General features: G+C 60.7%; 20 protein-coding genes and 2 pseudogenes. 10 read left to right on the plus strand and 12 right to left on the minus strand.

The features are described 5' to 3' along the window. Nucleotides 1-161 precede the first annotated feature (161 nt). The 7 genes and pseudogenes from H8F21_RS05055 (at nt 162) to H8F21_RS05085 (ending at nt 9,428) form a co-directional block, all read left to right on the plus strand. A complete protein-coding gene (locus H8F21_RS05055) occupies nt 162-1,538 on the plus strand; it encodes a pyridoxal-phosphate dependent enzyme (RefSeq protein ID WP_203584104.1) in 1,377 nt (458 codons plus the stop codon). Continuing rightward, the gene (locus tag H8F21_RS05060) at nt 1,535-2,710 is read left to right on the plus strand and encodes a trans-sulfuration enzyme family protein (protein WP_203584105.1); all 1,176 of its coding nucleotides are present in this window, start codon (nt 1,535-1,537) and stop codon (nt 2,708-2,710) included. The genes H8F21_RS05055 and H8F21_RS05060 overlap by 4 nt, the downstream gene beginning before the upstream one ends. 117 nt (nt 2,711-2,827) lie before the next feature. Beyond that, nucleotides 2,828-3,337 (plus strand): GNAT family N-acetyltransferase, encoded by a 510-nt coding sequence (locus H8F21_RS05065; protein WP_203584106.1) that lies wholly within the window; start codon nt 2,828-2,830, stop codon nt 3,335-3,337. Between the two features lie 51 nt (nt 3,338-3,388). Next, nucleotides 3,389-3,610 (plus strand): annotated as a pseudogene (locus tag H8F21_RS05070) (YbaK/EbsC family protein); the annotation flags it as partial. A 151-nt stretch (nt 3,611-3,761) separates the two neighbouring features. After that, on the plus strand, nt 3,762-6,113 hold the full coding sequence (locus H8F21_RS05075; RefSeq protein ID WP_236042903.1) for a TonB-dependent receptor: 2,352 nt from the start codon (nt 3,762-3,764) through the stop codon (nt 6,111-6,113). Between the two features lie 143 nt (nt 6,114-6,256). After that, a complete protein-coding gene (locus H8F21_RS05080; RefSeq protein WP_203584109.1) occupies nt 6,257-7,813 on the plus strand; it encodes a DUF2272 domain-containing protein in 1,557 nt (518 codons plus the stop codon). A gap of 55 nt (nt 7,814-7,868) precedes the next feature. Further along, nucleotides 7,869-9,428 (plus strand): GGDEF domain-containing protein, encoded by a 1,560-nt coding sequence (locus H8F21_RS05085; RefSeq protein ID WP_203584110.1) that lies wholly within the window; start codon nt 7,869-7,871, stop codon nt 9,426-9,428. Here H8F21_RS05085 and H8F21_RS05090 read toward each other — a convergent pair whose 3' ends face one another. Both H8F21_RS05090 and H8F21_RS05095 read right to left on the minus strand, forming a co-directional pair. Then, nucleotides 9,429-10,055 (minus strand): hypothetical protein, encoded by a 627-nt coding sequence (locus tag H8F21_RS05090; protein ID WP_203584111.1) that lies wholly within the window; start codon nt 10,053-10,055, stop codon nt 9,429-9,431. It abuts the gene before it with no gap. Nucleotides 10,056-10,183: 128 nt separating this feature from the next. Beyond that, on the minus strand, nt 10,184-10,630 hold the full coding sequence (locus H8F21_RS05095; protein ID WP_203541585.1) for a MarR family winged helix-turn-helix transcriptional regulator: 447 nt from the start codon (nt 10,628-10,630) through the stop codon (nt 10,184-10,186). A 130-nt stretch (nt 10,631-10,760) separates the two neighbouring features. Here H8F21_RS05095 and aceE point away from each other — a divergent pair, with 130 nt between their 5' ends. Then, nucleotides 10,761-13,430 carry a pyruvate dehydrogenase (acetyl-transferring), homodimeric type gene (aceE, locus tag H8F21_RS05100; RefSeq protein ID WP_203584112.1) on the plus strand — a complete coding sequence of 890 codons (2,670 nt, stop codon included), beginning with the start codon at nt 10,761-10,763 and terminating at the stop codon, nt 13,428-13,430. A gap of 60 nt (nt 13,431-13,490) precedes the next feature. On the opposite strand, the gene H8F21_RS05105 is transcribed toward aceE, so the two are convergent. Further along, nucleotides 13,491-13,751 carry a GFA family protein gene (locus H8F21_RS05105; protein WP_203584113.1) on the minus strand — a complete coding sequence of 87 codons (261 nt, stop codon included), beginning with the start codon at nt 13,749-13,751 and terminating at the stop codon, nt 13,491-13,493. Between the two features lie 113 nt (nt 13,752-13,864). Here H8F21_RS05105 and H8F21_RS05110 point away from each other — a divergent pair, with 113 nt between their 5' ends. Further along, entirely contained in the window at nt 13,865-14,671 is an 807-nt protein-coding gene (locus H8F21_RS05110; RefSeq protein ID WP_203584114.1) for an alpha/beta fold hydrolase, read from the plus strand. A gap of 534 nt (nt 14,672-15,205) precedes the next feature. Here H8F21_RS05110 and H8F21_RS05115 read toward each other — a convergent pair. Next, a complete protein-coding gene (locus tag H8F21_RS05115; protein ID WP_203479968.1) occupies nt 15,206-16,036 on the minus strand; it encodes an alpha/beta fold hydrolase in 831 nt (276 codons plus the stop codon). Between the two features lie 226 nt (nt 16,037-16,262). Here H8F21_RS05115 and H8F21_RS05120 point away from each other — a divergent pair, with 226 nt between their 5' ends. Next, complete coding sequence (locus tag H8F21_RS05120) at nt 16,263-16,457, plus strand: hypothetical protein (RefSeq protein ID WP_136476761.1); 195 nt, start codon at nt 16,263-16,265, stop codon at nt 16,455-16,457. 20 nt (nt 16,458-16,477) lie between these two features. On the opposite strand, the gene H8F21_RS05125 is transcribed toward H8F21_RS05120, so the two are convergent. The 8 genes and pseudogenes from H8F21_RS05125 to H8F21_RS05160 all read right to left on the minus strand — a co-directional run bounded on the left by H8F21_RS05125 (nt 16,478) and on the right by H8F21_RS05160 (nt 26,865). Beyond that, a complete protein-coding gene (locus H8F21_RS05125) occupies nt 16,478-16,846 on the minus strand; it encodes a Rho termination factor N-terminal domain-containing protein (RefSeq protein WP_203584115.1) in 369 nt (122 codons plus the stop codon). After that, nucleotides 16,830-17,795, minus strand: coding sequence for a DUF72 domain-containing protein (locus H8F21_RS05130; RefSeq protein ID WP_203479966.1), 966 nt, complete (start codon nt 17,793-17,795; stop codon nt 16,830-16,832). Before H8F21_RS05130 ends, H8F21_RS05125 begins: the two co-directional genes overlap by 17 nt. 75 nt (nt 17,796-17,870) lie before the next feature. Beyond that, nucleotides 17,871-19,065, minus strand: a pseudogene (locus tag H8F21_RS05135) (GGDEF domain-containing protein). A 188-nt stretch (nt 19,066-19,253) separates the two neighbouring features. Continuing rightward, complete coding sequence (locus tag H8F21_RS05140; RefSeq protein WP_203479964.1) at nt 19,254-20,078, minus strand: peptidylprolyl isomerase; 825 nt, start codon at nt 20,076-20,078, stop codon at nt 19,254-19,256. 12 nt (nt 20,079-20,090) lie between these two features. Beyond that, nucleotides 20,091-20,774, minus strand: a complete 684-nt coding sequence (gene narI, locus H8F21_RS05145) for a respiratory nitrate reductase subunit gamma (RefSeq protein WP_203479963.1) — start codon at nt 20,772-20,774, stop codon at nt 20,091-20,093. A gap of 13 nt (nt 20,775-20,787) precedes the next feature. After that, nucleotides 20,788-21,555 (minus strand): nitrate reductase molybdenum cofactor assembly chaperone, encoded by a 768-nt coding sequence (gene narJ, locus H8F21_RS05150; protein WP_136476755.1) that lies wholly within the window; start codon nt 21,553-21,555, stop codon nt 20,788-20,790. Continuing rightward, nucleotides 21,548-23,104 (minus strand): nitrate reductase subunit beta, encoded by a 1,557-nt coding sequence (gene narH / locus H8F21_RS05155; protein ID WP_136476754.1) that lies wholly within the window; start codon nt 23,102-23,104, stop codon nt 21,548-21,550. Before narH ends, narJ begins: the two co-directional genes overlap by 8 nt. After that, nucleotides 23,101-26,865, minus strand: a complete 3,765-nt coding sequence (locus H8F21_RS05160) for a nitrate reductase subunit alpha (protein WP_203584116.1) — start codon at nt 26,863-26,865, stop codon at nt 23,101-23,103. Before H8F21_RS05160 ends, narH begins: the two co-directional genes overlap by 4 nt. Nucleotides 26,866-26,889: the final 24 nt, after the last annotated feature.

Raw genomic sequence — 26,889 nt, forward strand, 5'->3', positions numbered from 1 at the left:
CAGCGTGGCGATGGAGAAAAATTGCGCCTACCGATTGGCTGTGGGCGGTTGCGGCGTGCAGCAAGCGCGCCTATGGTCGAAACGAGGTATTGCAAGGGCGAGTGAGCCGACCGGTACAGGTGGCGGCTCAGCCGCTGACCATTCCAGCTGCGAGGTGACCCATGGCCAATGACTCCCGCCCGGCGGTACTCGAACTGATCGGTAACACACCGATGGTACGGGTCAGTCGATTCGATACCGGTCCGTGTACCTTGTTCCTTAAGCTCGAATCACAGAACCCGGGCGGTTCGATCAAGGACCGCATCGGCTTGGCCATGATCGATGCGGCCGAGCGCGATGGCCGATTGCGTCCCGGTGGCACCATCGTCGAAGCGACTGCTGGCAACACCGGCCTTGGCCTGGCCCTGGTCGGCCGGGCCAAGGGTTATCGGGTAGTGCTGGTGGTACCCGACAAGATGTCTACCGAGAAGGTTCTGCACCTCAAGGCCATGGGCGCCGAGGTGCATATTACCCGTTCCGATGTCGGCAAGGGCCACCCAGAGTACTACCAGGATGTTGCCGCGCGCTTGACCACGGAGATTCCCGAGGCGTTCTTCGCCGATCAATTCAACAACCCGGCCAACCCGTTGGCACACGAGTGCAGCACTGCACCGGAGATCTGGGCGCAGATGCACCATGACCTCGATGCCATTGTGGTAGGCGTCGGTTCGGCTGGCACCCTCACAGGCTTGACCCGGTTCTTTCGCCGGGTGCAGCCGGACTTGAGTATGGTGCTGGCTGATCCAGTCGGCTCGGTGATGGCCGAGTACAGCCGCAGCGGTACGCTCTGCACTCCCGGAACATGGGCAGTGGAGGGCATAGGTGAAGACTTCGTGCCGTCGATAGCCGACCTCTCCAGCGTGCGCCAGGCCTATTCGATCAGCGATGAAGAAAGCTTCGAACATGCCCGTCAGTTGCTGCGCGCCGAAGGCATCCTCGGTGGGTCCTCGACTGGAACATTGCTTGCCGCCGCGTTACGTTACTGCCGTGAACAGACCGAACCCAAGCGGGTGGTGAGTTTTGTCTGCGACACCGGTACCCGTTATTTGTCCAAGGTCTACAACGACCAGTGGATGACCGACCAGGGCCTGCTGCAGTTCAAGCATTACGGCGACTTGCGCGACCTCATCGCCCGACGCTTCGAAGATGGCCGGGTGATCAGCGTAGGTCCCGGCGATACCTTGCTGACCGCTTTCCAGCGCATGCGCCTGGCCGATGTCTCGCAACTGCCGGTGCTTGAAAATGGCCAGCGCCTGGTCGGGGTGATCGACGAGTCGGATATTTTACTGGGCATGCATGCCGACCCTACGCACTTCAGCCTGCCGGTGGCCAGCGCCATGACCGACACACTGCAAACCCTGCCGCCCAGTGCCAGTCTGGCTACACTGCAAGCGGAACTCGACCGTGGGCTGGTGGCGATTATCGCCGATGCTTCGGGCTTTCATGGCCTGATTACCCGTGTCGACATGCTCAACCACTTGCGCAGGTCCTTGCCATGAGTCAGCACGATGAAAGCAACGCCTCACTCGGCTTCGCCACCCGCGTGATCCATGCCGGGCAATCTCCAGACCCTTCCACGGGCGCCTTGATGCCGCCGATTTACGCCAATTCGACCTATGCCCAACAAAGCCCCGGGGTGCATAAAGGCCTGGACTACGGGCGCTCGCACAACCCCACGCGCTGGGCGCTGGAGCGCTGTGTGGCGGATCTGGAGGGCGGCACCCAGGCCTTCGCCTTTGCCTCGGGGCTGGCAACCATCGCCAATGTGCTGGAACTGCTCGATGCCGGTGCCCACGTAGTCTCTGGCAATGACCTTTATGGCGGTACCTTTCGCCTGTTCGAGCGGGTGCGTCGGCGTAGTGCCGGGCACCGTTTCAGTTTTGTCGATCTGACCGACCTGGAGGCTTTCGAGGCGGCCCTGGAAGAGGACACGCAAATGGTCTGGGTCGAGACGCCCAGCAATCCTCTGCTCAGCCTCACCGATCTGCTGGCCGTGGCCGACATTTGCCGCCAGCGCGGGATTCTCTGTGTGGCCGACAATACCTTTGCCAGCCCTTGGGTCCAGCGCCCCCTGGAACTGGGTTTCGACATTGTCGTGCACTCGACCACCAAATACCTCAACGGCCACTCCGACGTGATCGGCGGAATCGCCGTGGCGGGAAACCCTGAGCTGGCCGAACGCCTGGGTTTTTTGCAGAACGCGGTGGGCGCCATTGCCGGGCCGTTCGATGCCTTTCTCACCTTGCGCGGGGTGAAGACCCTGGCCTTGCGCATGGAGCGCCACTGCAGCAATGCCCTGGAGCTGGCGCACTGGCTGGAGCGCCAGCCACAGGTGGCGCGGGTTTATTATCCAGGGTTGGTCTCGCACCCCCAGCATGGTCTGGCGCGGCGGCAGATGCATGGCTTTGGCGGGATGATCTCATTGGACCTCAACAGTGATCTGGCCGGGGCCAGGCGCTTTCTTGAAAGTGTGAATATTTTCGCCTTAGCGGAAAGCCTCGGCGGGGTGGAAAGCCTGATCGAACACCCGGCGATCATGACCCATGCCAGCATCCCGGCGCAGACCCGGGCGCAGATCGGTATTGGTGATGCGCTGATTCGTCTGTCGGTGGGGGTGGAGGATGTTGAAGACCTGCGCGCAGACCTGGCTCAGGCGTTGGCGCGGATATAGATCGCTATTGACCTTCGCGGGGCATGCTCGCGCCTACGGGTGCTGGTATTGCCCAGCGGTTTTGTAAACAATAGCGCCCGCTGAAAATGCGCTAATTGTTTACTGACCGAGATACCCATGCCTTCGAATCCCTTTACCGTCGAGCTGCTGCAAACCGGCCCGGAACAAGCCGAGCTGATCCGCAACCTGTACCAGTTCTATGCCTACGAGTCCTCGGATTGGGAGCAGGAGGACGTGGAGGTGGACGGCCGTTTCTACATTCACGAGGAGCATCTTGCACGCTACTGGCAAGACCCTCAGTGGAGCGCCAACCTGATTCTGGTCGATGGTTTTATCGCCGGCTTCCTGTTGGTAGAGCGCAGCGAATTTGCAGCGCTCAATGCCCTGGAATTGGCCGATCTGTTCATCCTCAAGCGCTACCGGCGCAAGGGCATAGGCCGTGCCATTGCCAGCCAGGTGCTGATGAGCGAGGAGTTCGACTGGCTGGTGCGCTTCTATGATCAGGATGAAACCGCCCAGGCCTTCTGGCGCGCGGTTCTGGATAACCTGCCACGGCCGGTACGTACGATCGAACTGGATGACGAACCCGAACTGCTCAGTTACCTGGTGACCCGCGCCGTGCACTGATCGCTCGGCGGCGCGCTTGCCAACGGCAATGGGCTCATGTTCCAGTGGCAGACCGGTCATTCTGTTGGCAGTGCCTGCCCGTTTGGCTTGTGCCGCCCGCTACAGGTGTATTGCGATGTGTCGCTCAAGGATTTTTCCATGGTCTACCCAGCCGGTGGTGCACCGAACGCTGCGGTGCGCATCGAGCCTGAGCGGTTGGCCGCATTGGTGAATGCGCAGTGGGTAGATGTTGCCGCGCAAAGCGTTGGCGTGGATGTAGGCGTACCGGGCTGAAAAAAATTGCGCTACGCCTGTCCCTTTTTCGGCACTCGCTTGTCATCAAAGGCAAGTGAACCGATTAGAGAGCGCAACAATGCCCGTACCGACACGCCGATGCCTCCCTCAGGCACCTTCGTTTTCTTGTTCCACCCTGTGTTTGAGCCTGATGCTTGGTTTTGGCGCGCTGGCACCGCAACTGGCCATGGCTGAGGGAGAACAACGCGCCTATCGGGTGCCTGCCGGTGATCTGGGGTCGGCGCTGGTGCGCTTTGCCACGCAGGCTGGCGTGAGCGTTTCGGTAGACCCCGGCCTGGTGAGTGGCCGCCGCAGTGCCGGCTTGAGCGGCACCTACAGTGTCGATCAAGGGTTTGCCCGCTTGCTGCAGGGCAGCGGCCTGCAACTGCTGCCGGTGAGTGCCGGTGCCTATACCCTGGTGCCCGAACCCCAAGGTTCCGAGGCGCTGGAAATCGCACCGACGAGCATTCTTGGCAGCCACGCAGGTGCCGACCTGGATGGCGAACGCTATGCCGGTGGCCAGGTCACGCGCCGGGGCTCGCAAGGCTTGCTGGGCTCGCGGGACTTCATGGAAACGCCCTTCAGCATGACCACCTACACCAGCGAGGCGGTGCAGAACCAACAAGCTCGCACGTTGGGCGATCTGATTGCCAGCGACCCCTCGGTCCGCGCTACCAATCCGGCCGGAGGGCGCTTTGAGCAGTTCACCATTCGCGGCTTCAGCCTGTTCAACAGTGATGTTTCCTACAACGGCTTGTATGGTGTGCTGCCGACCTATTCGATCGACATGGAAATGGCCGACCGGGTAGACATCATCAAAGGGCCAAGTCAGCTGATCAACGGGATCTCGCCGCGAGGCAGTGTCGGCGGTGGTATCAACGTCGTGGCCAAGCGCGCTACCGACACGCCGATCACTGAGTTCACCGGCAACTATGCCTCGGACAGCCAGGTTGGCGGGGCGGTGGATATCGGTCGGCGCTTCGGTGACCAGAAGCAGTTTGGTTTGCGCTTTAACGGCGTGAAACAGTCGGGCGACACCGAATGGGATCATCAGAGCGTCAAGCGCGAAATGGCCGTGCTGGGCCTGGACTTTCGCGGTGAGCGCTTGCGTCTGTCGACAGACTTCGGTCACACCGAGCGTGACACCGACGCCCCCCAGGAACGCGTGCTGGTCGGCGCCAAGGCCAAGGTGCCTGACGCCGATGATGTGCGTCGCAACTACGCCCAGGCCTGGAGCAAGGCGCGCACCAACGATACCTTCGCCACCGTCAATGGAGAGTACGACATCTCTGACTCGCTGATGGCCTATGCTGCACTTGGCGCACGCAAAAGCGATCATGATTTCCTCCGCCACAACGTACCGGTCTCTAACGATGCCGGTGATTTCACCGTACAGCCTCGCGACTTCACCCGCGACGAGAACGTCAAGACCGGCACCGCCGGGTTGCGCAACTGGTTCAACACCGGTCCGGTAAGCCATGAGCTGAACCTGGCCGCCAGCTACTTCTATATGGACTTTGAAAACGGCGGCGCGCGCTATGCCTCCGGCTCCAGCAATATCTACGACCCGGTGCCAACCCCTGAACCGGGCACGCCGACGCGCCAGGATGCCAAGGTCTACACCGAGAACCGCTTTACCGGTGTTGCGCTGGCTGACACGCTGGGTTTGTTTGATGATCGCTTGCTGTTGACCCTTGGCGCCCGTTGGCAGCGGGTCCAGGTGGATGACTGGAGCAACGGCATCAAAGGCGCCACCGCCTATGACGAAGAAAAACTCTCGCCCTCGGCGGGAATTCTGTTCAAGGCCACCGATGAGTTGTCGCTGTATGCCAACTACATGGAAGGCATGAGCCAAGGCAAAATCGCGCCGTCGACGTCGATCAACGAAGATCAGATATTTCCGCCCTTCATCAGTCGGCAGGTTGAAGTCGGCGCCAAGTACGACCTCGGCGCGTTTGCGCTGACGGCCAGCGCCTTTCGTATCAGGCAGCCGGCCTACGAGACCAATGCCGACACCCGGGTGTTCGGCGCCAATGGCAAGCGCGAGAACAAGGGCGTGGAGTTGAGCGTGTTTGGCGAACCCCTCAAAGGCTTGCGCCTGCTCGGCGGGGTAATGTACATCGACAGTGAGTTGACCGGCACTGCAGGTGGCACTTTCGATGGCAACCGTGCCCCGGCAACGCCCGAGTACAACGTCAACCTCGGTGCCGAGTGGGACGTGCCGGCGGTGTCTGGCTTGACGTTAACCGCCCGTGGCATCCATTCCAGCTCGCAATACCTCGACCAGGCCAACAGCAAGCAGATCGACGGCTGGCAACGCTACGATGCCGGCGCCCGCTACGCCTTCAAGGTCGATGGCAAGGACATCACCCTGCGTGCCAGCGTCGAGAACCTGCTGGATGAGCGCTACTGGGCGTCTGCAGGCGCTTCCGATGACAGTGAAGCGGGGCTGACCCTGTCTACGCCAAGGACTTACCTATTGTCGGCAACCCTGGGTTTTTGACCTGCGTCCGCTCGGGCAGGCAAGCCCGGCAATGCACCTTGACCTGACCCCGCTGTTAGCTATCGTTCTCGTACGGTTGCCGGGCCTTGCGCCGCGGCACCCACGAGGGGGCCTGTTCCTGCGAAAGCTAAAGGGGTGCCTGTATGCCATACAAAGACGATTTCACGAACGCCCAAGGTTGGTCGGCGGTGGATGTCAGCACCCGACTCAATACCACCGCAGCCAAGACATTTCTGGCGTTTTTGCGCAGCAAAGGCGTGGATACCCTGATCCGTTACTACGCAAGCTCGGAGCGCGCGAAAACCATCACTGCTGCTGAAGCGAAGTACCTTTCCAAAGAGGGGTTCGCTATTTTGCCGGTGTACCAGGACAGCAGCCGCAAAATCGAGCACTTCTCCAGTGCGCAAGGCGTGGCCAATGGCAAGAGCGCCATGGATTTCGCCAAGCGGGTGGGTCAGCCCAAGGGCAAGGGCAGCACCATTCTTTTCGCTGTCGATGCCGATTATGAGGCCGATCAGATCGACGGGCCGATACTCGACTATTTCAGGGCTGTCAAAACCGAGCTAGGCGGTGCCTTCTCGATGGGGGCCTACGGCAGTGGCGCGGTCCTCGCCAAGTTGCTCGCCGAAGGCCTGATCAGTGTCCCATGGCTGTCGATGTCGCGGTTGTTTCTGGGTACCGAGCAGTTTTTCTATTCATCGCGCTGGTCGATGCGCCAAGTGCCTCCCGACCTTACCCATGGGCCTTCTGGAGTGGGGTACGACCGCAACATCATCAGGGTCGCCAAGCAGGAACTGGGCGCCTTTGTGGTTGATGATGCCGGGCATGGATCACTGTTCTGGAACGAAGACCTCGACGCCACCCTGGGCGGCAATCCCCATGTCCAGGTCGATGAAGCGCTGGTGGCGGGTGACCGCTTTGTGACCACCGAGGGCTTGCGCCTGCGCCAGTCTCCCAATGGTGTAATAGTGCGGGACATGACGCTCGGCGAGAAGGTCACTGACCTTGGCGCCTCGGTAGAACCTGGCTGGCGTAAAGTCAGGGTGGGCCTGGAGGAGGGCGTGGTGTTTGGCAAATACCTGCGTGAACCGCTACGAGCAGAGGTGGAGGCACTGCTGCGCGCCGCGCTGGATGAATGGTTGCGTTTCGACAAGGGCCAGGCCGACGAGAGGGGCGACCCGTACTACAAGTATGTTCGGCAGATGTGGGCGGCGATTGGCGAGCCTTACGATGGTCGCAGCCGTTATGCCAACGGCGAAGAGGTGCCGTGGTCGGCGGCGTTCATCTCCTGGGTGGTGCGCAAGGCCGGGCCGGCCTACGCCAACTTCAAATTCGCCGCTGGCCACTCGGTGTTCGTCAACAATGCGATCAAGGCGCGCTTGACCGAACGTTTGGACAAACCGTTCTGGGGCTATCGCATCAACGAACAGAAACCGGAGATCGGCGACATCATCCAGCGCAATCGCGCATTCGGAACTTTTACTTACTCCTATGCCGAAAACCACGCCGAGTACATCAGCCATTCCGATATTGTCGTTGAGGTGACCGCAGATGTGGCACGTGTATTGGGCGGCAATGTCGATGACACGGTGACCCTGAGCAGCGATCTGCAAGAGTACCGGCTCGACAGCGATGGCTACCTTGAACCTGGCCAACGTGTCATCGCATTGCTGAAGAATCGTGCGGGACTCTCTGGCTGACAGCGCAAGGCTCGGGCACTCTATTGCAAGGAAGCAAACAACAACGGCAGGGTTCATGAACAACAGGCATTCTGTGTCTATCGGCTTACGTGGCCTGATTTTGATTTTGGTCTTCATGGCGGTCATTGCCACCCTGTGCAACAGCGCTTGGGTGGCGTATGGCGTGCAGCGCGATGCGCTTGTGCATTCTGCGCTGGAGGCCAATCAAGCCTATACCGCCAAGGTGGCCTCGAGCATTGGCCAGTTTCTGGATTCTGCGCACAACCGCTTGAGTTACAGCAGCAAGCTGCTGGGGCGTGACTTCAACAACCCCAAGCTGCTCAGGGAAGAGGTCGTTCGCCTGCAGTCCGACGACAAGGCATTCAATGCCGTGTTGATCGTTGATGCCAACGGCAAGGCCCTGCAACTGTATCCCGACAATGCGCAATTGCTGGGTACCACACTGCAAGCGGAAGAAATCCTGCAAGCGCTGAAGGAGCGTCGGCCTCTGGTCAGCCATGCCTACGAGAGCGCCGCAGGCAACCTGATTGTGTTCATCTCGCAACCGGTGTTCAGCCCCGCAGGTGAATTTCTCGGCACCCTCGGTGCATCGATCTACATCCGCAAGCAGGACATCCTGCACACCTTGATCAGCAACCACTTCCACAGGGATGGCACCTTTGCCTTTATCGCCGACGCAAACCGGCGCCTGTTGTATCACTCCGACCATCAACGAATTGGTGAAGTGCTGACCACCAGTGCCACGGTCGACGCAGCGCTGCGTGGGGAGCACGGTTCGATGGAGGCCATCAACTACAAGGGCATTGAAATGCTCGCCGGGTATGCACAGATCGCCGATGCCAATTGGGCGGTGGTCGCGCAACAACCTCGCGAAATGGCCTTGGCGCCACTGCGCCAGTTAATGCGCGACATTCTGTTCAAAATCATTCCTGCGGGTGTCGTGGGGCTGCTGCTGATTCTGCTCGCCACCACGTTGATTACCCGTCCTTTGCGGCAGTTGGCCGGTCACGCAGAGCTGCTTTCGGCGCCGCAGGCTGAGGAGAAACTGAAAACGATCAATGCCTGGTACGCAGAAGCAGCGGCTATTCGTCGTGCACTGCTGACCGGGGTGCAATTGTTGCAGAAGAAGCTTGGCAGCCTCAGTCAGGAGGCGCAGAGCGATCCGTTGACGGGGCTGGCCAACCGCCGCGCCCTGAATACGGCGTTGCAGACCCTGACCGAGGCGCAGCGAAATTATTCAGTGCTGGCGCTGGATATCGACCACTTCAAGCGGGTCAACGATACCTTTGGCCATGATGTGGGCGATGAGGCCCTCAAGCAGGTCGCGGCAATCATTGCACGCTGTTCCAGGGAGCAGGACCTGGCTTGCCGGGCGGGTGGCGAGGAGTTCGTGCTGATCCTGCCCGAGGCTGAGCAACATACCGCCAGGGCCATTGCCGAGCGGATTCGCCAGACCATTGAAACCACCCAGATCGTACCAACGGGCGCGCTGACCATCTCCATTGGTGTTGCGGGGCAGAGCGTAGAAACACCGACGCCGGAGGCCATCCTCAAGCGTGCCGATGAACACCTTTATCAAGCCAAACACAGCGGGCGCAACCGGGTGGTGGGTTGATCAACCGGTGAGGCAGGCATCGGCCGGGCGGCAGCGGCGACCGTCGAGGCTGCTCAACGGGTTGGCCTGGCGGGTTGGCGTCTCGCCGGTGAGCGTGCTTAACAAGGCACTGATCTCGTCGCCATTGACCGTTCCCTGGGCATGCAGGTACTGCGCCACCGTGCTGAGCGCCGGCCAGTAGCGGCGCACCAGGCAGATCGAGCGGGCAATGGCCTTGGGTTCGGCGTCGAGAACCTTGCGTGCCGGCAGCAAACTGATCAACTCCATTGCCCGCTGGCGATCTCCAGCGCCACTACGGGTTAGAAACCGGGTGGACGGGCAGTGACGATAGATGGCCTCGGCCACGGGACCGGAAAAACAATGCAGCAGGTCGCGCTCGATGGCATCGATCATCGAGGGCAGGTATTCGGCAATGCCGGAAGGTTCGAAGGCGGGAAGGGCGACAAAATATTCAGCTTCTACCAGCCCTTTGACCTGCAGCAGATTACCGCGCAGATCGGCCATAGGGCCAATCAGCGCTTCTGCGCGGGTTCGCACCGTCACTCGCCTGATCCGTTGCGCATTCCACCAGAAGGCCAGCACATGACCTGCTTCGTGAAAGGCTGTGCAACGCGGGCGAGTGTTCATGATCCGGGCCTCCGTTGTGCAGGTGCTGTCTACACCATCTGCTGTTCGCCCCGGGTTCGTACAAAAGATTTTCACTATCAGCCGAGAAGAGTGCGGCTATCGGCGCTCGCCCTTGCTCTGGGTTAAGTCTAGCGCTGATTCGAGCGGGCATTACGGGTGGTCTGCGCCAGCGCCGTGGCAAAAATGCGTTGCTGATCGTCGTCGAATTCAACCAGGAAAAGTTCCTCGACCGCTGCCTCGTAGACCTCCCACATGCGCTTGCGCAAGTCTCGTCCCCTATCTGTGATGCGGGCAATTGCGCCGCGGCCATCGTCCTTGGCCTTTTCACGCACCACGAGCGCTTCTTTTTCCAGGCGGTCCACCAGGCGCGTGAGGTTGTAGCGCTCGATCGCCATCACTTGCGCCAGTTCGTGCATCCGGCGGGTGCCATCCTGGCCGCTTTCGATGCCCCAAAGCGCGTCGTACCACGCGTAGGGCGGCAGCTTGGCTTCAGCCAACCGGTGTTCGATCTCACGGATCAGGCAGCGATGTGCTCGAACAAAATTGAACCAGAGATCCGGCGACGAGGGGGGCATGCAGTGCTCCAGCAAAGAGATTGTGATTGCAGTTGCAATTATACGGCGCATGGCGCTAGATTCAATTGCAAGTGCAACGATCGTCCGGTCGAGGCGTTGACCGGCTATCCCATCTCAAGGAGCTTTACCCATGGCACAGCGCAATCCACTTCTGGACCCCGACCCGCAGGAAACCCGTGAATGGATCGACTCGATAGCCTCGGTGGTCGAGGAGGTAGGGCGGCCCAGGGCGCACTTTCTGATTGATCAGTTGCTGGACTTCGACGTATCGCTGCACGGTGATTTCCACGGTCGGGTCACCACTCCCTATGTGAACACCATCGCCTCGGAACGGGAGTTGCCTTACCCGGGCGATCTGGCACTGGAGAAGCGGCTCAACGCCTACATCCGCTGGAACGCCCTGGCGATGGTCTTGCGTGCCGGCAAGCATTCCGGTGTCGGCGGCCATATCGCTTCTTATGCGTCGGCGGCGGTGCTGTACGACGTTGGTTTTGACCATTTTTTCCGTGGTCGCACCGACAGCTTCGCGGGTGACCTGGTGTACATTCAGGGGCACTCGGCGCCCGGTATCTACGGACGGGCATTCACCGAAGGGCGTTTGACCGAGCAGCAACTGGACAACTTTCGGCGCGAAACTGACCGCGATGGAATTTCCTCGTACCCACATCCACGGTTGATGCCCGACTTCTGGCAGTTTCCAACCGTTTCCATGGGACTGGGCCCGATTACCGCGGCGTACCAGGCGCGATTCATGCGCTACCTGGAAAACCGTAACCTCAAGGAATACCAGGGTCGTAAAGTCTGGGCGTTTCTGGGCGACGGCGAAATGGATCAACCCGAGTCCCAAGCCGCGATAGCCTTGGCAGGGCGGGAAAAGCTCGACAACATTATCTTCGTGGTGAACTGCAACCTGCAGCGCCTCGATGGTCCGGTGCGCGGCAACAGCAAAGTCATTCAGGAATTTGAAAGCCTGTACCGTGCAGCGGGTTGGAATGTAATCAAGGTTGTCTGGGGCTCAGGCTGGGACGCGCTGCTGGAGAAGGACAAGAGTGGCTTGCTGCGCCAGCGCATGATGGAGTGCGTCGATGGCGAATACCAGAATTACAAATCGCAGAATGGCGCCTATGTGCGCGAGCATTTCTTCGGCAAGTATCCGCAGTTGCTCGAGCTGGTAAGCGACCTGAGCGACGAGCAGATCTGGAAGCTGTCGCGCGGGGGCCATGATCCGCTCAAGGTCTACAACGCCTATGCCGCTGCAGTCCGGCACAGTGGGCGGCCGACAGTTATCCTGGCCAAAACCGTCAAGGGCTTCGGCCTGGGTGAGGCGGGCGAAGGGCAAAACGTCAACCATCAGCTCAAGAAGATAGGCGCCGACGCGGTGAAAGCGTTTCGCGACCGGTTTGGCCTTGAACTCAGTGATGAGCAATTGGCAGACATGCCGTACCTGCGACCCGACCCGGACAGCCCCGAAGCGCGTTATCTGAGGTTGCGCCGCGACAGCCTGGGGGGCCATGTGCCTGCCCGCCACGCCAAGGTCGAAGCGTTGCCGATTCCGCCGCTATCGATACTCGAAGCGCAGCTCAAGGGTACCGGCGACCGTGCGATCTCCACGACCATGGCGTTTGTGCGAATCCTCGCCACCTTGCTCAAGGATGCCAACATCGGCCGGCAGATCGTACCTATCGTGCCAGACGAATCCCGCACGTTCGGTATGGAAGGCCTGTTCCGCCAGGTGGGTATCCATTCCCATGTCGGCCAGCTCTATACCCCGCAGGACGCCGGTACGCTGTCGTACTACAAAGAGAGTGTCGACGGTCAGATCATGCAGGAAGGCCTGAACGAATCCGGGGCTACATCGTCCTGGATAGCTGCCAGTACGTCGTACGCCAATCATGGCGTGATGACTATCCCGTTCTATATTTTTTACTCGATGTTCGGCTTCCAGCGTGTTGGCGATCTACTCTGGGCTGCCGGTGACGCGCGGGCGCGAGGCTTTCTTTTGGGCGCTACTTCAGGTCGCACGACGCTGATGGGCGAGGGGTTGCAGCACGATGACGGGCATAGCCATGTGATGTCGGCGACGGTTCCCTGCTGCGTTTCCTATGATCCTACCTATGCCTACGAGTTGGCGGTGATCGTGCATCGTGGGATGCAGCGCATGTACGTCGAGCAAGAGGATGTTTACTACTACATCACCGTGCTCAACGAAAACTACCCGCACCCGGATCTTCCCGAAGGCGCACAGGCGGGCATTCTCAAAGGCTTGTATCGCTTGCCTGTGGAGCGTGAGGTGCGCGGTGACTGTCATGTCCAGCTCATGGGCAGTGGCGCAATCCTGCCTGAGGTGCTGGCAGCCGCCGTGATTCTTGAGCGGGACTACGCGGTCAGCAGCGAAGTCTGGAGCGCCACCAGCCTCACTGAAGTGCGGCGTGAGGCGCAGGCGGTAGAGCGCTGGAATCTTCTCAATCCGCTCGCACAGGCAAAGGTGCCGTACCTTCGACAGGTGCTCGACGGCCACCCAGGCCCTGTGGTGGTGGCAACTGACTACATGAAAATCCACGCTGACCAGATCCGTCCCTGGCTGGCAGACCGCCGCTTCGTGGCGTTGGGCACCGATGGCTTCGGTCAGTCCGACACCCGCGAAGCCCTGCGTCGGCATTTCGAGGTCGACCGGCAATTCATTGTGCTGGCTGCGCTCAAGGCCTTGGCAGATGACGGCGTGATTGAGCGCGAACGAGTGGCCAAGGCACTGCACGAGCTGCAGATAGACCCCGCCAAGGTTGACCCGGCCCGTGTTTGAACGCCGCCGTTGTAACGGGCCCTGTGCACGTACCACAGGGCCCACGCTTGAAACCTGGCGCTATTCGTGGCGCCCAGCGGGATCACGGTCGTGCGCGTAGTGCCGACTGAGGTTGAACGCTGGCAGCCAGGATTCACGACGTACCACCCAGCTTTCATACGTGGGCGTGAACTGGTCCTGGGCAAACACTGCCGACGCATAAAACAGCGCGCCATGGTGCTTGCGACAGTCCAGGCAATGGCACAGGCCAACCCGGTAAGGGCGGCCCGACGCCACGATACGTACGTTGCCGCACAGGCAACCACCGGTAAAACGGTCCATGGCGCGCTCCTCTGGAGGGTGGCGGAAAGAAATCGTTAGCGAGCTATCGTAGTGCCCTGTTTACAGCTGTTACCCTGACTTTTTGCGAATTGAACTGTCCACTGAGGTCTTGCATGTCTTCGTCTATCAGTACCGAATCGCTCTGGATCGATACCCCACAAGGGCGGCTGTTCTGTTGTCGCTGGTTTCCGGCAGGTGAGGTACAGCGTGCGAAAAAGCCACCTGTCGTGTTATTCCACGACTCGTTGGGCTGCATCGCCCTGTGGCGCGACTTTCCCCAACTGCTGAGCCAGGCGACCGGCCGCGAGGTGATTGCCTATGACCGGCTCGGTTTCGGTCGGTCCGATGTGTATCCAGGCACGCTACCTCTTGAGTTTATCCGCGATGAGGCCGAGCGCTTCTTTGCCTGGGTTAAATCGGCGTTGCAGCTTGATCGTTTTGTGGCGCTTGGGCACAGCGTCGGCGGCGGCATGGCGGCGGCCTGTGCCTCGATATATCCGCAACAGTGCACGGCGTTGATTACCATTGCGGCGCAGGCGTTTGTCGAAGATCGTACGCTGCAGGGCATACGTGAGGCTGAAGCACAGTTCGAAAACCCGGCGCATATGGCGCGCCTGGAAAAATACCACGCCGACAAAGCGCCCTGGGTGTTGGGCGCCTGGACTAAAACCTGGTTGGCACCAGCTTTTAACGATTGGAAGATCGAGAGCGCAATCGACGAAATACGCTGCCCAACCCTTGTACTTCACGGCGAGCATGATGAGTACGGTTCTGTGAAGCATCCAGAGCATATCGCCACGCTGTCCAAAGGGCCGAGCGAATGTTTGATTCTCGATGGTTGCCATCATGTTCCGCATCGGGAGGCGCCTGAGGTGGTAGTGGCTGTGGTCGGCAAGTTTCTGGCTGAGCGGGGCCAGTAAGCCCTACGGTGCTCGCAGGCCATCCGTGGCCTGCACCCGACTACGCAATACCTACACTCAGCCTACTGAAGGGACGATCCAGGGTGTCTGAACTGGCGATGTAAGAAAAACTAGATCAACATCAAAAGCGGCACACCAGCGCCTCGCTGTTGCAGTTGCAGTTGCAGTTGCTGTGCTTCTACCTACACAAATCGTGCAGACGCCACAAATCGTCCCTTCAGTAGGCCGAATGGAACCCTTGCGAAGTGGGGCGACGGCCATGGATGGCCGGCGAGCGCCGCAGGGCCAGGACGGCCCTTCGGCGCGGTCCCCGCGGGAGCAAGGGTGGAATGAGGGAACCCGGAGCGCAGCGCAGGGCCGGATGCAGGGACACACGGTTTTGCCCACTTTTGCCCCGACAAAAGCGGGTCGCCGTAAGGGCGAAACCAGCCAGTGGTGCCACCACATCAAACGGATATGCTCACAGCAATTCGGGCCCCCCTCGACAAAGCGTCGCAGATATGTGCCCCCGACTTGCCCAGCGATCTCCAACCATCAACTCCGTAAAAACGCGAGCAAATCAGCATTGATGGTTTCGGCATGGGTGGTCGGCATGCCGTGGGGATAGCCCTTGTAAGTTTTCAATGTGCTGTTGCCAAGCAGCTTGGCCGACAGCACCCCCGAGTTTTCGTAAGGGACAATCTGATCGTCATCGCCATGCATCACCAGCACCGGCAGGCTGAGGCTTTTCAGATCTTCACTGAAGTCGGTCTGCGAAAACGCCACGATGCCGTCATAGTGAGCCTTGGCGCAACCCATCATGCCCTGGCGCCACCAGTTCCAAATCACCCCTTGCGACGGCACCGCGCCTGGTCGGTTGTAGCCATAAAAAGGACCGGCAGGAATGTCGTAGTAAAACTGCGCACGGTTAGCGGCAAGTTGTGCCTGCAGGTCATCGAACACTGACGTGGGCAGGCCACCCGGGTTGCTGGCGGTCTGCACCATCAATGGCGGTACTGCACCAAGAATCGCCGCTTTGCTGGCGCGGTCCTGGCCGTGGCGGGCGAGGTAGTGCACCACTTCGCCGCCGCCGGTGGAATGCCCGACGTGCGCCGCCCCGCGTACGCCCAAGTGATCGACCACCGCAGCGACGTCGTCGGCATAATGATCCATGTCATGGCCGTCCCAGACTTGGCTGGAGCGCCCATGGCCGCGCCGGTCGTGGGCAATGACGCGATACCCCTGAGCCAGGAAGAACAGCATCTGTGTGTCCCAGTCATCGCTGCTCAGGGGCCAGCCGTGGTGGAAGAAAATCACCTGGGCGTCGCGTGGGCCCCAGTCTTTATAAAATATTTCAACGCCATCTTGGGTCGTGACGAATGCCATGTTCGTTGCTCCTCGTTGATGTGATGGGTGCATGCCGCGCTAAAGGCGAACTATGAGCATAGGAGAGCCAGCCTGTGGTGCTGACCCAGGTGATCAAGTGGCCGTAAGCTTTAGCCACCGTTGGTCAGGGTTTTACGCGGTGGAGTGAATCCCGGGTTTTTGCCGTACTCCGACCTTATGTACGGTCCCGCGCCGTACATTTCCGAAATCATCAGGAGCACAGCTCATGCGTATCACCCCATTGCTATGTCTGTTCGCCAGCCTGACCCTGCTCGGTGGCTGTTTCGACCGCGATCCCGACCATCCGGCCAAGGATGCCGACCAGAGCAAGCCATCCCTGCAGATGCAAAAGCCCGACGAGCCGAGCAGCCCACCGGCGCCCGACAGCCCGGCTATGCCACCCAAGCCCGAGAGCCAATGAGCAAAGCGCAAAACCCAGCGCTATGACAGTGCCTTAACCAACTCGCCCTTGCGCATGGTCGAGCGCCCTGCGATGTTGTGCTTGCGGGCCCGGTCCATCAGCTCGGCTTTGGTCATGTCTTCCAGGCGTTGATCTGGCTGGGGCACACCGTGTTTGGTGGCGACGGCATGTCGCGCCGAGGACTTTCGCGACTCGGCCTTGGCTTTGGCACTTTTGGTCTGCCCGGAGCCGCCCTTACGTTCACCGCCGCCCGATTGTTTGTTGACCGTGGCCCAGGCGCGGGCCTCGGCCCCATCCTTGGACACACCTTTGTTTTCGTAGCTTTCCTCGATGTGCTCGGCCTTGCGCTTCTGCTTGTCAGTGTATTTGTCTTTATCGCCGCGTGGCATGGTTGCTCTCCTTAGGATTGTGCGGGTGCCCCGGTGCCACCGTCTCTGGCAGGACACCAGGCTCGGTGGCCAGTTCGCCATCCAGGCCGAGCTTGTCCAGCAAGCGCCGAGCGTCGTAAGGGGCATGAACCTTCTGGTCGTTGTCGAAATAGCAATAAATATCGCGTTTTGCGCGCTTGGGTGCGGCCAGGGTTGAGGCCAGCCGGGCGTCGTCAGGTTGCGTGCCGTGACTCCAAGCCTGGATTCGCAAGCGCCAGCGGCGCAAGGCGCTAGCGGTGTAGCCGCTGCTGTAGAGTTCGATGTCACCGTGCAGGCGCAGGTAGACGAAGTCGGCAGTCAGATCCTCTACATACGGCCACTTCCCGGCGCTGTCAGAAACCACCAACGCCACGTTGTACTTGCGCAGCAGCTTGATGAATGTGTCGCAAAGAAAGCTTTCGTGGCGAATTTCCACGGCATGGCGCAACGCTGCGTTACCCGTGATGTCAGTGGCGCCACTGTCCCTGAGGCGCTGTGCGCAGTGTTGGGCGCAGGCTATGGCAGCCTTGCGATCGCGGGGTAGCATGGCGAGAAAGTCGGCGAAGCGTTGCTCGTCAAACTTCATGTTCGGTGGAAACTGCCAGAGGATGGGGCCAAGCTTGTCGTCCAATAACAGGGGACCGGAGGCGAAGAAGTTGGCCAGCGGTTCCTCGATCTCTTTCAAGCGGCGCATGTGGGTGATGTAGCGGGGCGCCTTGAGCGAGAACACGAAGCCGTCAGGGGTTTGTTTACGCCACTGGCGATAGCGCTCCGGCGTTTGCAGGGCGTAGAACGAGCCGTTGATCTCGATACTGTTGACCGCCCGCGAGGCGAACGCCAGTTCATCGGCCTGGCGTAGCCCTTTCGGATAGAAGTCCTTGCGCCAAGGGCTGTAGCGCCAACCGGATATGCCGATGCGGATCTCGCTCACGCTGCCTTCCTTCTTATTCAAGCGACCCGCAAACAGGCCTTTGTTGAATAGCGACCGGCAGCGCCTTGCCGGGGTTCAGGAAGACTGACGAGTGGGGAGGGGTAGGGGCTCGGCACTCACAACGGTGCGGTCCACCAGGCGAATGCTGTCACGTCCGCCGCGCTTGGATTCATACAGCGCGGCATCGCCTTGCTCGATCAGGGCCGCAAGGCTTGCCGGCGGCTGGTTGAAGAAGGTCGCGCCAATGCTCAGGGTTACTGCAGAAGGGGTGACAAAGGTGTGCGATGCGGCGCTGTTGAACTGCTCTCGCAAGGTGCTGCCCAGCTCTTCGATGCGCTGCTTGGAGGTATTGCTCAGCAGAATCACGAACTCGTCACCGCCCAGTCTTGCCGCCAGCGCACCTTCGGGCAGGTGCGAACGAATCATCTCGCTCAGGGCCACCAGCAGGCGGTCTCCGGCGGCATGGCCGTGCAGGTCGTTGACACTTTTGAAGTTGTCGATATCGATCAATAGCAGCGCCGCCGGCCGGGTTGGCGACACGCCTTGCAGCAGGCGAGGCGCACGTACCTCCAGGGCCCGGCGGTTGTACAGGGCGGTCAATGGGTCGCGGGCAGCCAAGCGTGCTATGCGCGCTTCTCGGCGATGACGCTCGGTTCCGGTCATTGACAGTGCGATCAGCATGATCGCCATCGCACCTTCGACCAGCGAAATCTGGATGATTTCGCCCTGGAAGGCCGCTAGATTTATCAGTGTGCCCGGCACCACAGGGGGTGAAGGCCTTGAGCAGATAGAACAGGCCGTGGATCAGTAGCACGTAGCGCAGTTGCACGGCACCGACGCTCAGCGATCTGCCGTGAGGGCGCAGCAGCGAACTGGCCCTGAGCGCTAGCAACGCCACCAACAGCGAGTTGGCCATCAGCATCACCTTTGACCACCACGGCTCGCTGGGCAACAGCAGCAGCGCCAGCCAGGCGACGAAAACCAGGTACCAGCCTCGTGACAGGCGTGTCTCGGTAAAACGAGCGACGCCCATCAGAAACAGCCAATGCGCGGTTACCAGCAGGCCGTTGGCGAACCAGATACCGATCAACAGCAGCCCGCTCATGCGTAGCAATGCGAGGGTCGAACCGACGGTGATCGTGGCAAAACCGGCGCTCCAGAGCAGCAGCGACGGTTCTCGGACGCTGAGCCATTCCACCGCCAGGTACAGGGCGGCGGCAGCGGCAAGCGCGATGGAGAGAACTAAAAGCGTGGGAGGGTCGAGTGCCATAGCCGGACTGGCCTGTTTGATGTGCAGGAAATGGCTCAATTGTAAGCGTTCGAGCCGATTTTTTCCGCGTTCCGACGTATAACGCTTTCACCGCGAAGCGCCCCCTTGCAGAGGGCGCCCCGATTATCCATGACTTTGACGCAAACGTGTGCGTGCTGTTGCCTCCATCCGTCGTAGCGCCTGGTTTACTACAGGTCGGTGCGACGGTTACCCGATCCCTCGATAGGGTCGTCATCGAGGTGAAAGCCATCCACTCCGATCTCTGCCTCCAGCGCCAGCAGGTACTGGCGCAGGGCCTGGCGAGTTGCTTCTTCGCGCAGACTGTGGCGCACACGCTCGGCTACCTGGGCAAAAGGCAGGGGCTTGCGTTCCTGGCGTTCGTCGAGGCTCACCAGGTGCCAGCCGTAGCGCGACGCCAGCGGTCGGTCGTGCAAGCCGGCCGGCAGGCGCTGCAGGGCCTGGTCCAGTTCGGCAACGGTCTGGCCTGAGGTCAGCCAGCCGAGATCACCACCTTCGTCCTTTGAGGGGCAGGCAGAATGGCGCTGGGCCATTTCGGTGAAACGCTCGGGGTGTTCGCGCAGTTCCTCCAGCAGCGTCTCGCCAAGCCGGTAGTGGGCGTCGCGGGCACGGGCATCCTCGGGGGCCGCCGGCAACAGAATATGGCGTACGCGCAGCCGGGTGGGCTCGCAGAATCGCTCGCGGTGCCTGTCGAAGTAGCGTCGGCACGCCGCTTCATCCGGTTCCGGCACCGCCAGTTCACGCTCCAGCAGAGCGCTCACCGCTTGGTCACTCTCGTCTTCTGCGCCGATTTTCAGGCCAAGCATCGCGGCGCGCTGGCCGAGCAGTTCGCGTACCACCAGGGCGCGGGCAGCCTTGAGTTGCGCTTCGGCCAGTGACGAGGAGGGGTGAAAGGGTGTTTCGCGGGCGATATCGGCCTCGCTGAGCAGGGTGTCACCAACCCGAATTACCGCTGCCGGGCTGTGGGGCAGGTTCTCGACGGCAATCATGTCCATGTCAGTCTCCTGTTAGCCGCGGCGGCGGACAATCTGGTAATTACGCCCAAGGTAACCCAGCGGAATACTCCACACGTGAACCAGACGGGTGAAAGGAAACAGCAAGATAATGGTCAGGCCGAGGAAGATGTGCAGCTTGAAGATCAACGGCGTGCCGATCAGGTGGCTGGCCGCATCGCCGTGGAAGAACACGATTGACTGCGCCCAGTTGGCTAGCCTCAACATCATGCCGCCGTCCAGGTGGTCCAGTGAAAAGAACACGGTGATGAGCCCGAGTGAGGCTTGCAGCAGGAGCAGGGCGATAATCAGGTTGTCCATCACGCTGGATGATGCACGAACCCGCGGGTTGAACAGTCGCCGCCAGAGCAGCATGGCACCACCGATGACGCACAGCACTCCGGCAACGCCGCCAAAAATGATCGCCATGAGTTGCTTGTGCCCAGCCGACAGAAACGGGGCGTAAACCCAGTGCGGGGTCAATAGACCGATCAGATGGCCGAAGAAGATCGCCAGGATGCCAATGTGGAACAGGTTGCTGGCCAGGCGCATATGCTTGGTGGAAAGCATCTGGCTGGAGCCGGTTTTCCAACTGTACTGGCCGTGGTCGTAGCGCAGCAGGCTGCCGAGCAAAAACACGGTGCCGACCAGGTAGGGATAAAAGCCGTATAGAAAATGAAGCAAGTAGTCTTCGTACATGATAAGCCTCCGTTCAACCACGGTCCGACATTGCTGATGGCATGACCTGAATGACTTGGGGAATAGCTTCGTACTTGCGCTCGGCCAAGCGTCGGCCTTCGCTGGATTGCAGGCTGCAGTCCTGGTCGGACTGGGCCTCGAAGCGCACTGCCTCTTCCTCCCAGACCGCGTCCAGCGCCTGCGGGGTATTGTCCAGAGGCTCGGCGCTGGCAACCGGGCGCTGCTCGTCGATCGTGTCGCTGGCACCGATCAGTGTCAGCAGCGCACGGGGCACCAGGGCGTAGCGGCTGTTGCGCTCCTCCAGGCGTGCACCGAGAAGCGCCAGGATCGGCTGTATCTCGCCAAGCCACTGACCAATCTGTCCATGGTCACGGGTAGACAAATACTCCAGCAGCAGCGGCAGGTGATCGGGCAGTTCGCGGGCATCGAGCTGAAAACCTGCCGCTTCGTACTCTGCCAGCAGGTTGACCATCGCCTGGCCGCGATCGCGCGACTCACCATGCACGTGCTCGAACAGCAGCAGCGAGGTGGCTCGGCCACGATCGAACAACTCGACGTAGGCTTCCTCGATATCCAGCAGCTCACTGGCCGCCAATTCCCGGCACCACTGCACCAATTGCGTGCGCAAGGATGCCGGCCAGCGCGATTCAGCCTCGATCAGGCCGGTCATCTCGGCGCTGGCAGCTTGCAGCTCGGCGCTGGGGTAGTCGAGCAGACGGGCCAGCACGCGCAAGCTCAGCAAACCCTGGGCCTGACTGTTGAACACCGGGGCCTCATTCATGGCGGCTGTCCTCCAGCGGGTCGAAGGTTTGCACAGGTTTGACCAGGGTGGTGGTCTGCCGGCGTCCGCCAAACAGGCTGACTTCACTTTTGCCGCCGTTGCAGCCGTCGCCAAAAGTGAAGCCGCAGCCGCTGCGCTCGGCAAATACGTCGGGGATCTGCTCGCGGTGGCCGGTGGGGATGACAAAGCGGTCTTCGTAGTTGGCGATGGCCAGGTAGCGGTACATTTCCTCGACCTGGTGCTGGCTCAGGCCAACCTCGTCGAGCACGGCGGTGTTGACGGTGTTGTCGACATGCTTGGCGCGCATGTACACACGCATTGCCATCAAACGCTTGAGCGCCAGCACCACTGGCGCCTCTTCTCCAGCGGTGAGCATGTTGGCCAGGTAGCGCACGGGAATGCGCAAGGACTCGATCTTGGGCAAGACACCGTCGAACTCGATATGGCCCGCTTCAGCGGCGGACTGGATGGGGGACAGCGGTGGTACGTACCAGACCATTGGCAGGGTGCGGTATTCAGGGTGCAACGGCAGGGCCAGCTGCCAGTCGATAGCCAGCTTATACACGGGCGAGGCTTGCGCGGCGGCGATGACATTGTCGGGAACGCCATCCTTTCTCGCCTGTGCGATCACTTGTGGATCGTTCGGGTCGAGGAAGATTTCGCATTGGCGATGGTACAGATCGCGGTCATCGGTCGAGGCCGCCACTTCTTCGATGCGATCGGCGTCGTAGAGCAGCACGCCAAGGTAACGAATGCGCCCCACACAAGTTTCCGAGCACACCGTGGGTTGGCCGCTTTCAATCCGTGGGTAGCAAAAGATACATTTCTCGGACTTGCCGCTTTTCCAGTTGTAGTAGATTTTCTTGTAGGGACAGCCGCTGACGCACATCCGCCAGCCACGGCACTTGTCCTGGTCGATGAGGACAATGCCGTCCTCTTCGCGCTTGTAGATTGCGCCACTGGGGCAGGCGGCTACGCACGCAGGGTTCAGGCAGTGTTCGCACAGGCGCGGCAGGTACATCATGAAGGTGTTTTCGAACTGGCCGTAGATGTCGGCCTGGATCTGATCGAAGTTGACGTCCTTGCGCCGCTTGGCGAATTCGGTGCCCAGCAGTTCTTCCCAGTTTGGCCCCCACTCGATCTTCTTCATGCGCTGGCCGGAGATCAGCGAGCGTGGCCGTGCCACCGGCTGGTGGTCGCTCTGCTTGGCGTTGTGCAAGTGCTGGTAATCAAAGGTGAAGGGTTCGTAGTAGTCGTCGATTTCCGGCAGGTCGGGGTTGGCGAAGATGTTCGCCAGCACCCGCCATTTGCCACCGATGCGCGGGTTGATCGAGCCGTCGGCGTTGCGTACCCAGCCACCGTTCCATTTTTTCTGGTTCTCCCATTCCTTGGGATAGCCGATTCCTGGCTTGGTCTCGACGTTGTTGAACCAGGCGTATTCAACACCTTCACGGCTGGTCCAGACGTTTTTGCAGGTGACCGAGCAGGTATGACAACCAATGCACTTGTCGAGGTTCAGGACCATGCCGACCTGGGAGCGAATCTTCATTTCACGGACTCCTGCTGGTAATCGTTGCCTTCACCGTCCAGCCAGTCGACATTGCGCATCTTGCGCACGATGACGAACTCGTCGCGGTTTGAACCTACCGTCCCGTAGTAATTGAAACCGTAGGATAGCTGCGCATAACCCCCAATCATGTGGGTAGGTTTGGGGCAGACCCGGGTGACCGAGTTGTGAATACCGCCGCGCGTGCCGGAGACCTCGGAGCCAGGAATATTGAGAATGCGTTCCTGGGCGTGGTACATCATTGCCATGCCCGGTCGTACCCGTTGGCTGACCACGGCACGAGCAGCGATAGCACCGTTGGCGTTGTAAAGCTCGATCCAGTCGTTGTCGACAACACCAATTGCCTGCGCATCAGTCTCGGACACCCAGACAATCGGGCCGCCGCGAGAGAGCGACTGCATCAGCAGGTTGTCGCTGTAGGTGGAGTGGATGCCCCACTTCTGGTGTGGGGTCAGCCAGTTCAAGGCGATCTCCGGGTTGCCGTTGTCGTTTGGCACGGCAACACTGGCAATGGCCTTTGTGTCGATGGGCGGGCGATAGACCATCAGGCTCTCACCGAAGGCGCGCATCCACGGGTGATCCTGGTAGAACTGCTGGCGCCCGGTAACCGTGCGCCAGGGGATCAGCTCGTGAACGTTGGTGTAACAGGCGTTGTAACTCACATGCTCGTCTTCAAGGCCCGACCAGGTGGGGCTCGAGATGATCTTGCGTGGCTGCGCGACCAGGTCGCGAAAGCGAATCTTCTCTTCTTCCTTGGGGCGCGCCAGGTGCGAGTGGTCACGGCCGGTGATCTTCGACAGCGCCTCCCAGGCTTTGACTGCTACCTGGCCATTGGTTTCGGGGGCCAGGGCAAGGATCATCTCTGCGGCATCCAGCGCCGAGGCGAGTTTCGGCCGGCCTTGGGCAGAACCCTCATGCTTGCGGTAGTTAAGCTTGCCGAGCAGATCGACTTCTTCCTGGGTTTTCCAGGCAATGCCTTTGCCGCCGTTGCCAAGTTCATCGAGCAGGGGGCCGATGGAGCTGAAGCGCTCGTAGGTCTCGGGGTAGTTGCGCTTGACCTCGATGAGTGACGGCATGGTCTTGCCGGGGATCGGCTCGCACTCGCCTTTTTTCCAGTCGCGTACGTGCGGTTGCGCCAGTTCACCGGGGCTGTCGTGCTGCAAGGGCAGGGTCACCAGGTCGGTTTCCTCGCCCAGGTGACCGACACAGACACGGGCGAAGGCCTGGGCGATGCCGTCGTATATCTGCCAGTCGCTGCGCGCTTCCCAGGCAGGGTCGGTGGCGGCCGTCAGGGGGTGAATGAAGGGGTGCATGTCCGAGGTGTTGAGGTCGTCCTTCTCGTACCAGGTGGCGGTAGGCAGGACCACGTCCGAATACAGGCAGGTGGTGGACATGCGAAAGTCCAGGGTCACCACCAGGTCGAGCTTGCCTTCGATCGGCGCGTCGGTCCATTGCACTTCTTCCGGCTTCTGGCCGCCAGCGACGCCCAGGTCTTTGCCAAGCACACCGTGGCGAGTGCCGAGCAGGTACTTGAGCATGTACTCGTGCCCCTTGCCGGAAGAACCGAGCAGGTTGGAGCGCCAGACAAACAGGTTGCGCGGATGATTTTGCGGGTTGTCCGGGTCTTCGCTGGCAAAGCGCAGCTTGCCGCTCTTGAGTTGCTCCACGGTGTAGTCGGCCGTGCTCTGCCCGGCGGCCTGGGCGGCGGCGGCCAGGTGCAATGGGTTGGTGTTCAGTTGCGGTGCCGATGGCAACCAGCCCATCCGCTCGGCGCGTACGTTGAAGTCCACCAGGCTGCCGCTGAAGTCCTGCGGGCGGGCCAGGGGGGAGAGCAGCTCGCGGACCTCCAGCTTTTCGTAGCGCCACTGGCTGGAGTGGTTGTAGAAGAACGAGGTGCTGTTCATGTGGCGTGGTGGTCGCTGCCAGTCAAGGGCGAAGGCCAACGGTGTCCAGCCCGTTTGCGGACGGAGTTTTTCCTGGCCGACATAGTGCGACCAACCGCCACCGCTCTTGCCCACGCAGCCACAGAGGATGAGCATATTGATCAGCCCCCTGTAGTTCATGTCCATGTGGTACCAGTGGTTCATACCGGCACCGACGATGATCATCGAGCGGCCATGGGTCTTGTCGGCGTTCTCGGCGAACTCGCGGGCGATGCGGATCATCTGTGCAGCAGGTACCCCGGTAATCGCTTCCTGCCAGGCTGGGGTATAAGGGCGCATCTGGTCATAGGCTGTGGCACCGTCGTCTTCGCCACTGCCGCCGACCGTGGCACTCAGGCCCCGGTCGATGCCGTAGTTGGCCGCGGTCAGGTCAAACACCGTGATCGCCAGGATTTCGCGGCCGTCAGCCAGGCGCAGGCGTTTGGCCGGCACGTTGTGATGGATCACATCGCGCAGCGGTACGTTGGGAAAGTGCTTGTGCTCGATACCGCCAAAGTACGGGAAAGCCACCCGTGCCACTTCGTCATGGCGCCCCAGCAGCGACAGGCACAGGTTGATCTCGGTGCCCTCGGCATCTACCTGCTCCAGGTTCCAGTGTCCCGACTCCCCCCAGCGAAAGCCGATGGAGCCGCGCGGTACGACCAGGCGCTCGCTGCTTTCGTCCCAGGCGATGGTCTTCCACTCGGGGTTGTTGGCCTGGGCCATATTGTCGGCAAAATCACTGGCACGCAGTTGTTTGCCCGGTACCAGGCTGCCGTCCTCGCGAGGCTCGAGCTCGACCAGAATCGGCATATCGGTGTAGCGGCGGATGTAGTCGGTGAAGTAGGCGCTGGGTTTGTCGAGGTGGAATTCCTTGAAGATCACATGGCCCATGGCAATCGCGAGGGCCGCATCAGTGCCTTGCTTGGCGCTCATCCACTCATCGCAGAGCTTGGAAATTTCTGCGTAGTCGGGGGTGATGGCGATGGTCTTGGTGCCCTTGTAGCGCACCTCGGTGAAAAAATGCGCATCCGGGGTACGGGTCTGCGGAACGTTGGAACCCCAGGCGATGATGTAGCCGGAGTTGTACCAGTCGGCAGATTCGGGAACGTCGGTCTGCTCGCCCCAGACTTGCGGTGAGGCGGGCGGCAGGTCGCAATACCAGTCGTAGAACGACAGGCACACGCCACCGATAAGTGACAGGTAACGGGTGCCGGCCGCATAGGACACCATCGACATCGCCGGGATCGGCGAGAAACCGGCAACGCGGTCAGGGCCATATTGCTTGACGGTGTAGACGTTGGCTGCGCCGATCAGGGTTTGCAGTTCATCCCAGTCACTGCGCACGAAGCCGCCGCGACCGCGGATCGACTTGTACTGCCGGGCCTTCTCGGGGTTTTCGACGATGCTCGCCCAGGCCAGCACCGGGTCGCTGTTGGCTGCGAGCGCTTCACGCCAGAGCTGAATCAGTGCCTTACGTACCATCGGGTACTTGAGGCGGTTGGCGCTGTACAGGTACCAGGAGTAACTCGCGCCGCGCGGGCAACCACGTGGTTCGTGGTTCGGCAGGTCGGGGCGGGTACGCGGGTAGTCGGTCTGCTGGGTTTCCCAGGTCACCAGGCCATTCTTCACATAGACCTTCCAACTGCACGAGCCGGTACAGTTCACGCCGTGGGTCGAACGCGCAATTTTGTCGAACTGCCAGCGCTGGCGGTAACCATCCTCCCAGTCTCGGCTTTCGTCGCGGGTTTCACCGTGGCCACTGGCAAATTCCGGGGGGCGATTGACCAGATAACGCAGGCGGTCGATGAAGTAACTCATGTCTATCCTCCTTGGCGTATATGC

The organism is Pseudomonas arcuscaelestis, assembly GCF_016881005.1.
Lineage (GTDB): Bacteria > Pseudomonadota > Gammaproteobacteria > Pseudomonadales > Pseudomonadaceae > Aquipseudomonas > Aquipseudomonas arcuscaelestis.

Coding starts and splice junctions, on each gene's coding strand:
- H8F21_RS05055 (WP_203584104.1), top strand. CDS start 162: ATGGCCAATGACTCCCGCCCGGCGGTACTCGAACTGATCGGTAACACA.
- H8F21_RS05065 (WP_203584106.1), top strand. CDS start 2,828: ATGCCTTCGAATCCCTTTACCGTCGAGCTGCTGCAAACCGGCCCGGAA.
- H8F21_RS05120 (WP_136476761.1), top strand. CDS start 16,263: ATGCGTATCACCCCATTGCTATGTCTGTTCGCCAGCCTGACCCTGCTC.
- H8F21_RS05160 (WP_203584116.1), bottom strand. CDS start 26,865: ATGAGTTACTTCATCGACCGCCTGCGTTATCTGGTCAATCGCCCCCCG.
- H8F21_RS05085 (WP_203584110.1), top strand. CDS start 7,869: ATGAACAACAGGCATTCTGTGTCTATCGGCTTACGTGGCCTGATTTTG.
- H8F21_RS05075 (WP_236042903.1), top strand. CDS start 3,762: ATGCTTGGTTTTGGCGCGCTGGCACCGCAACTGGCCATGGCTGAGGGA.
- H8F21_RS05115 (WP_203479968.1), bottom strand. CDS start 16,036: ATGGCATTCGTCACGACCCAAGATGGCGTTGAAATATTTTATAAAGAC.
- narI (WP_203479963.1), bottom strand. CDS start 20,774: ATGTACGAAGACTACTTGCTTCATTTTCTATACGGCTTTTATCCCTAC.
- H8F21_RS05080 (WP_203584109.1), top strand. CDS start 6,257: ATGCCATACAAAGACGATTTCACGAACGCCCAAGGTTGGTCGGCGGTG.
- H8F21_RS05140 (WP_203479964.1), bottom strand. CDS start 20,078: ATGGACATGATTGCCGTCGAGAACCTGCCCCACAGCCCGGCAGCGGTA.
- narJ (WP_136476755.1), bottom strand. CDS start 21,555: ATGAATGAGGCCCCGGTGTTCAACAGTCAGGCCCAGGGTTTGCTGAGC.
- H8F21_RS05090 (WP_203584111.1), bottom strand. CDS start 10,055: ATGAACACTCGCCCGCGTTGCACAGCCTTTCACGAAGCAGGTCATGTG.
- H8F21_RS05110 (WP_203584114.1), top strand. CDS start 13,865: ATGTCTTCGTCTATCAGTACCGAATCGCTCTGGATCGATACCCCACAA.
- H8F21_RS05095 (WP_203541585.1), bottom strand. CDS start 10,630: ATGCCCCCCTCGTCGCCGGATCTCTGGTTCAATTTTGTTCGAGCACAT.
- H8F21_RS05125 (WP_203584115.1), bottom strand. CDS start 16,846: ATGCCACGCGGCGATAAAGACAAATACACTGACAAGCAGAAGCGCAAG.
- aceE (WP_203584112.1), top strand. CDS start 10,761: ATGGCACAGCGCAATCCACTTCTGGACCCCGACCCGCAGGAAACCCGT.
- H8F21_RS05060 (WP_203584105.1), top strand. CDS start 1,535: ATGAGTCAGCACGATGAAAGCAACGCCTCACTCGGCTTCGCCACCCGC.
- H8F21_RS05105 (WP_203584113.1), bottom strand. CDS start 13,751: ATGGACCGTTTTACCGGTGGTTGCCTGTGCGGCAACGTACGTATCGTG.
- narH (WP_136476754.1), bottom strand. CDS start 23,104: ATGAAGATTCGCTCCCAGGTCGGCATGGTCCTGAACCTCGACAAGTGC.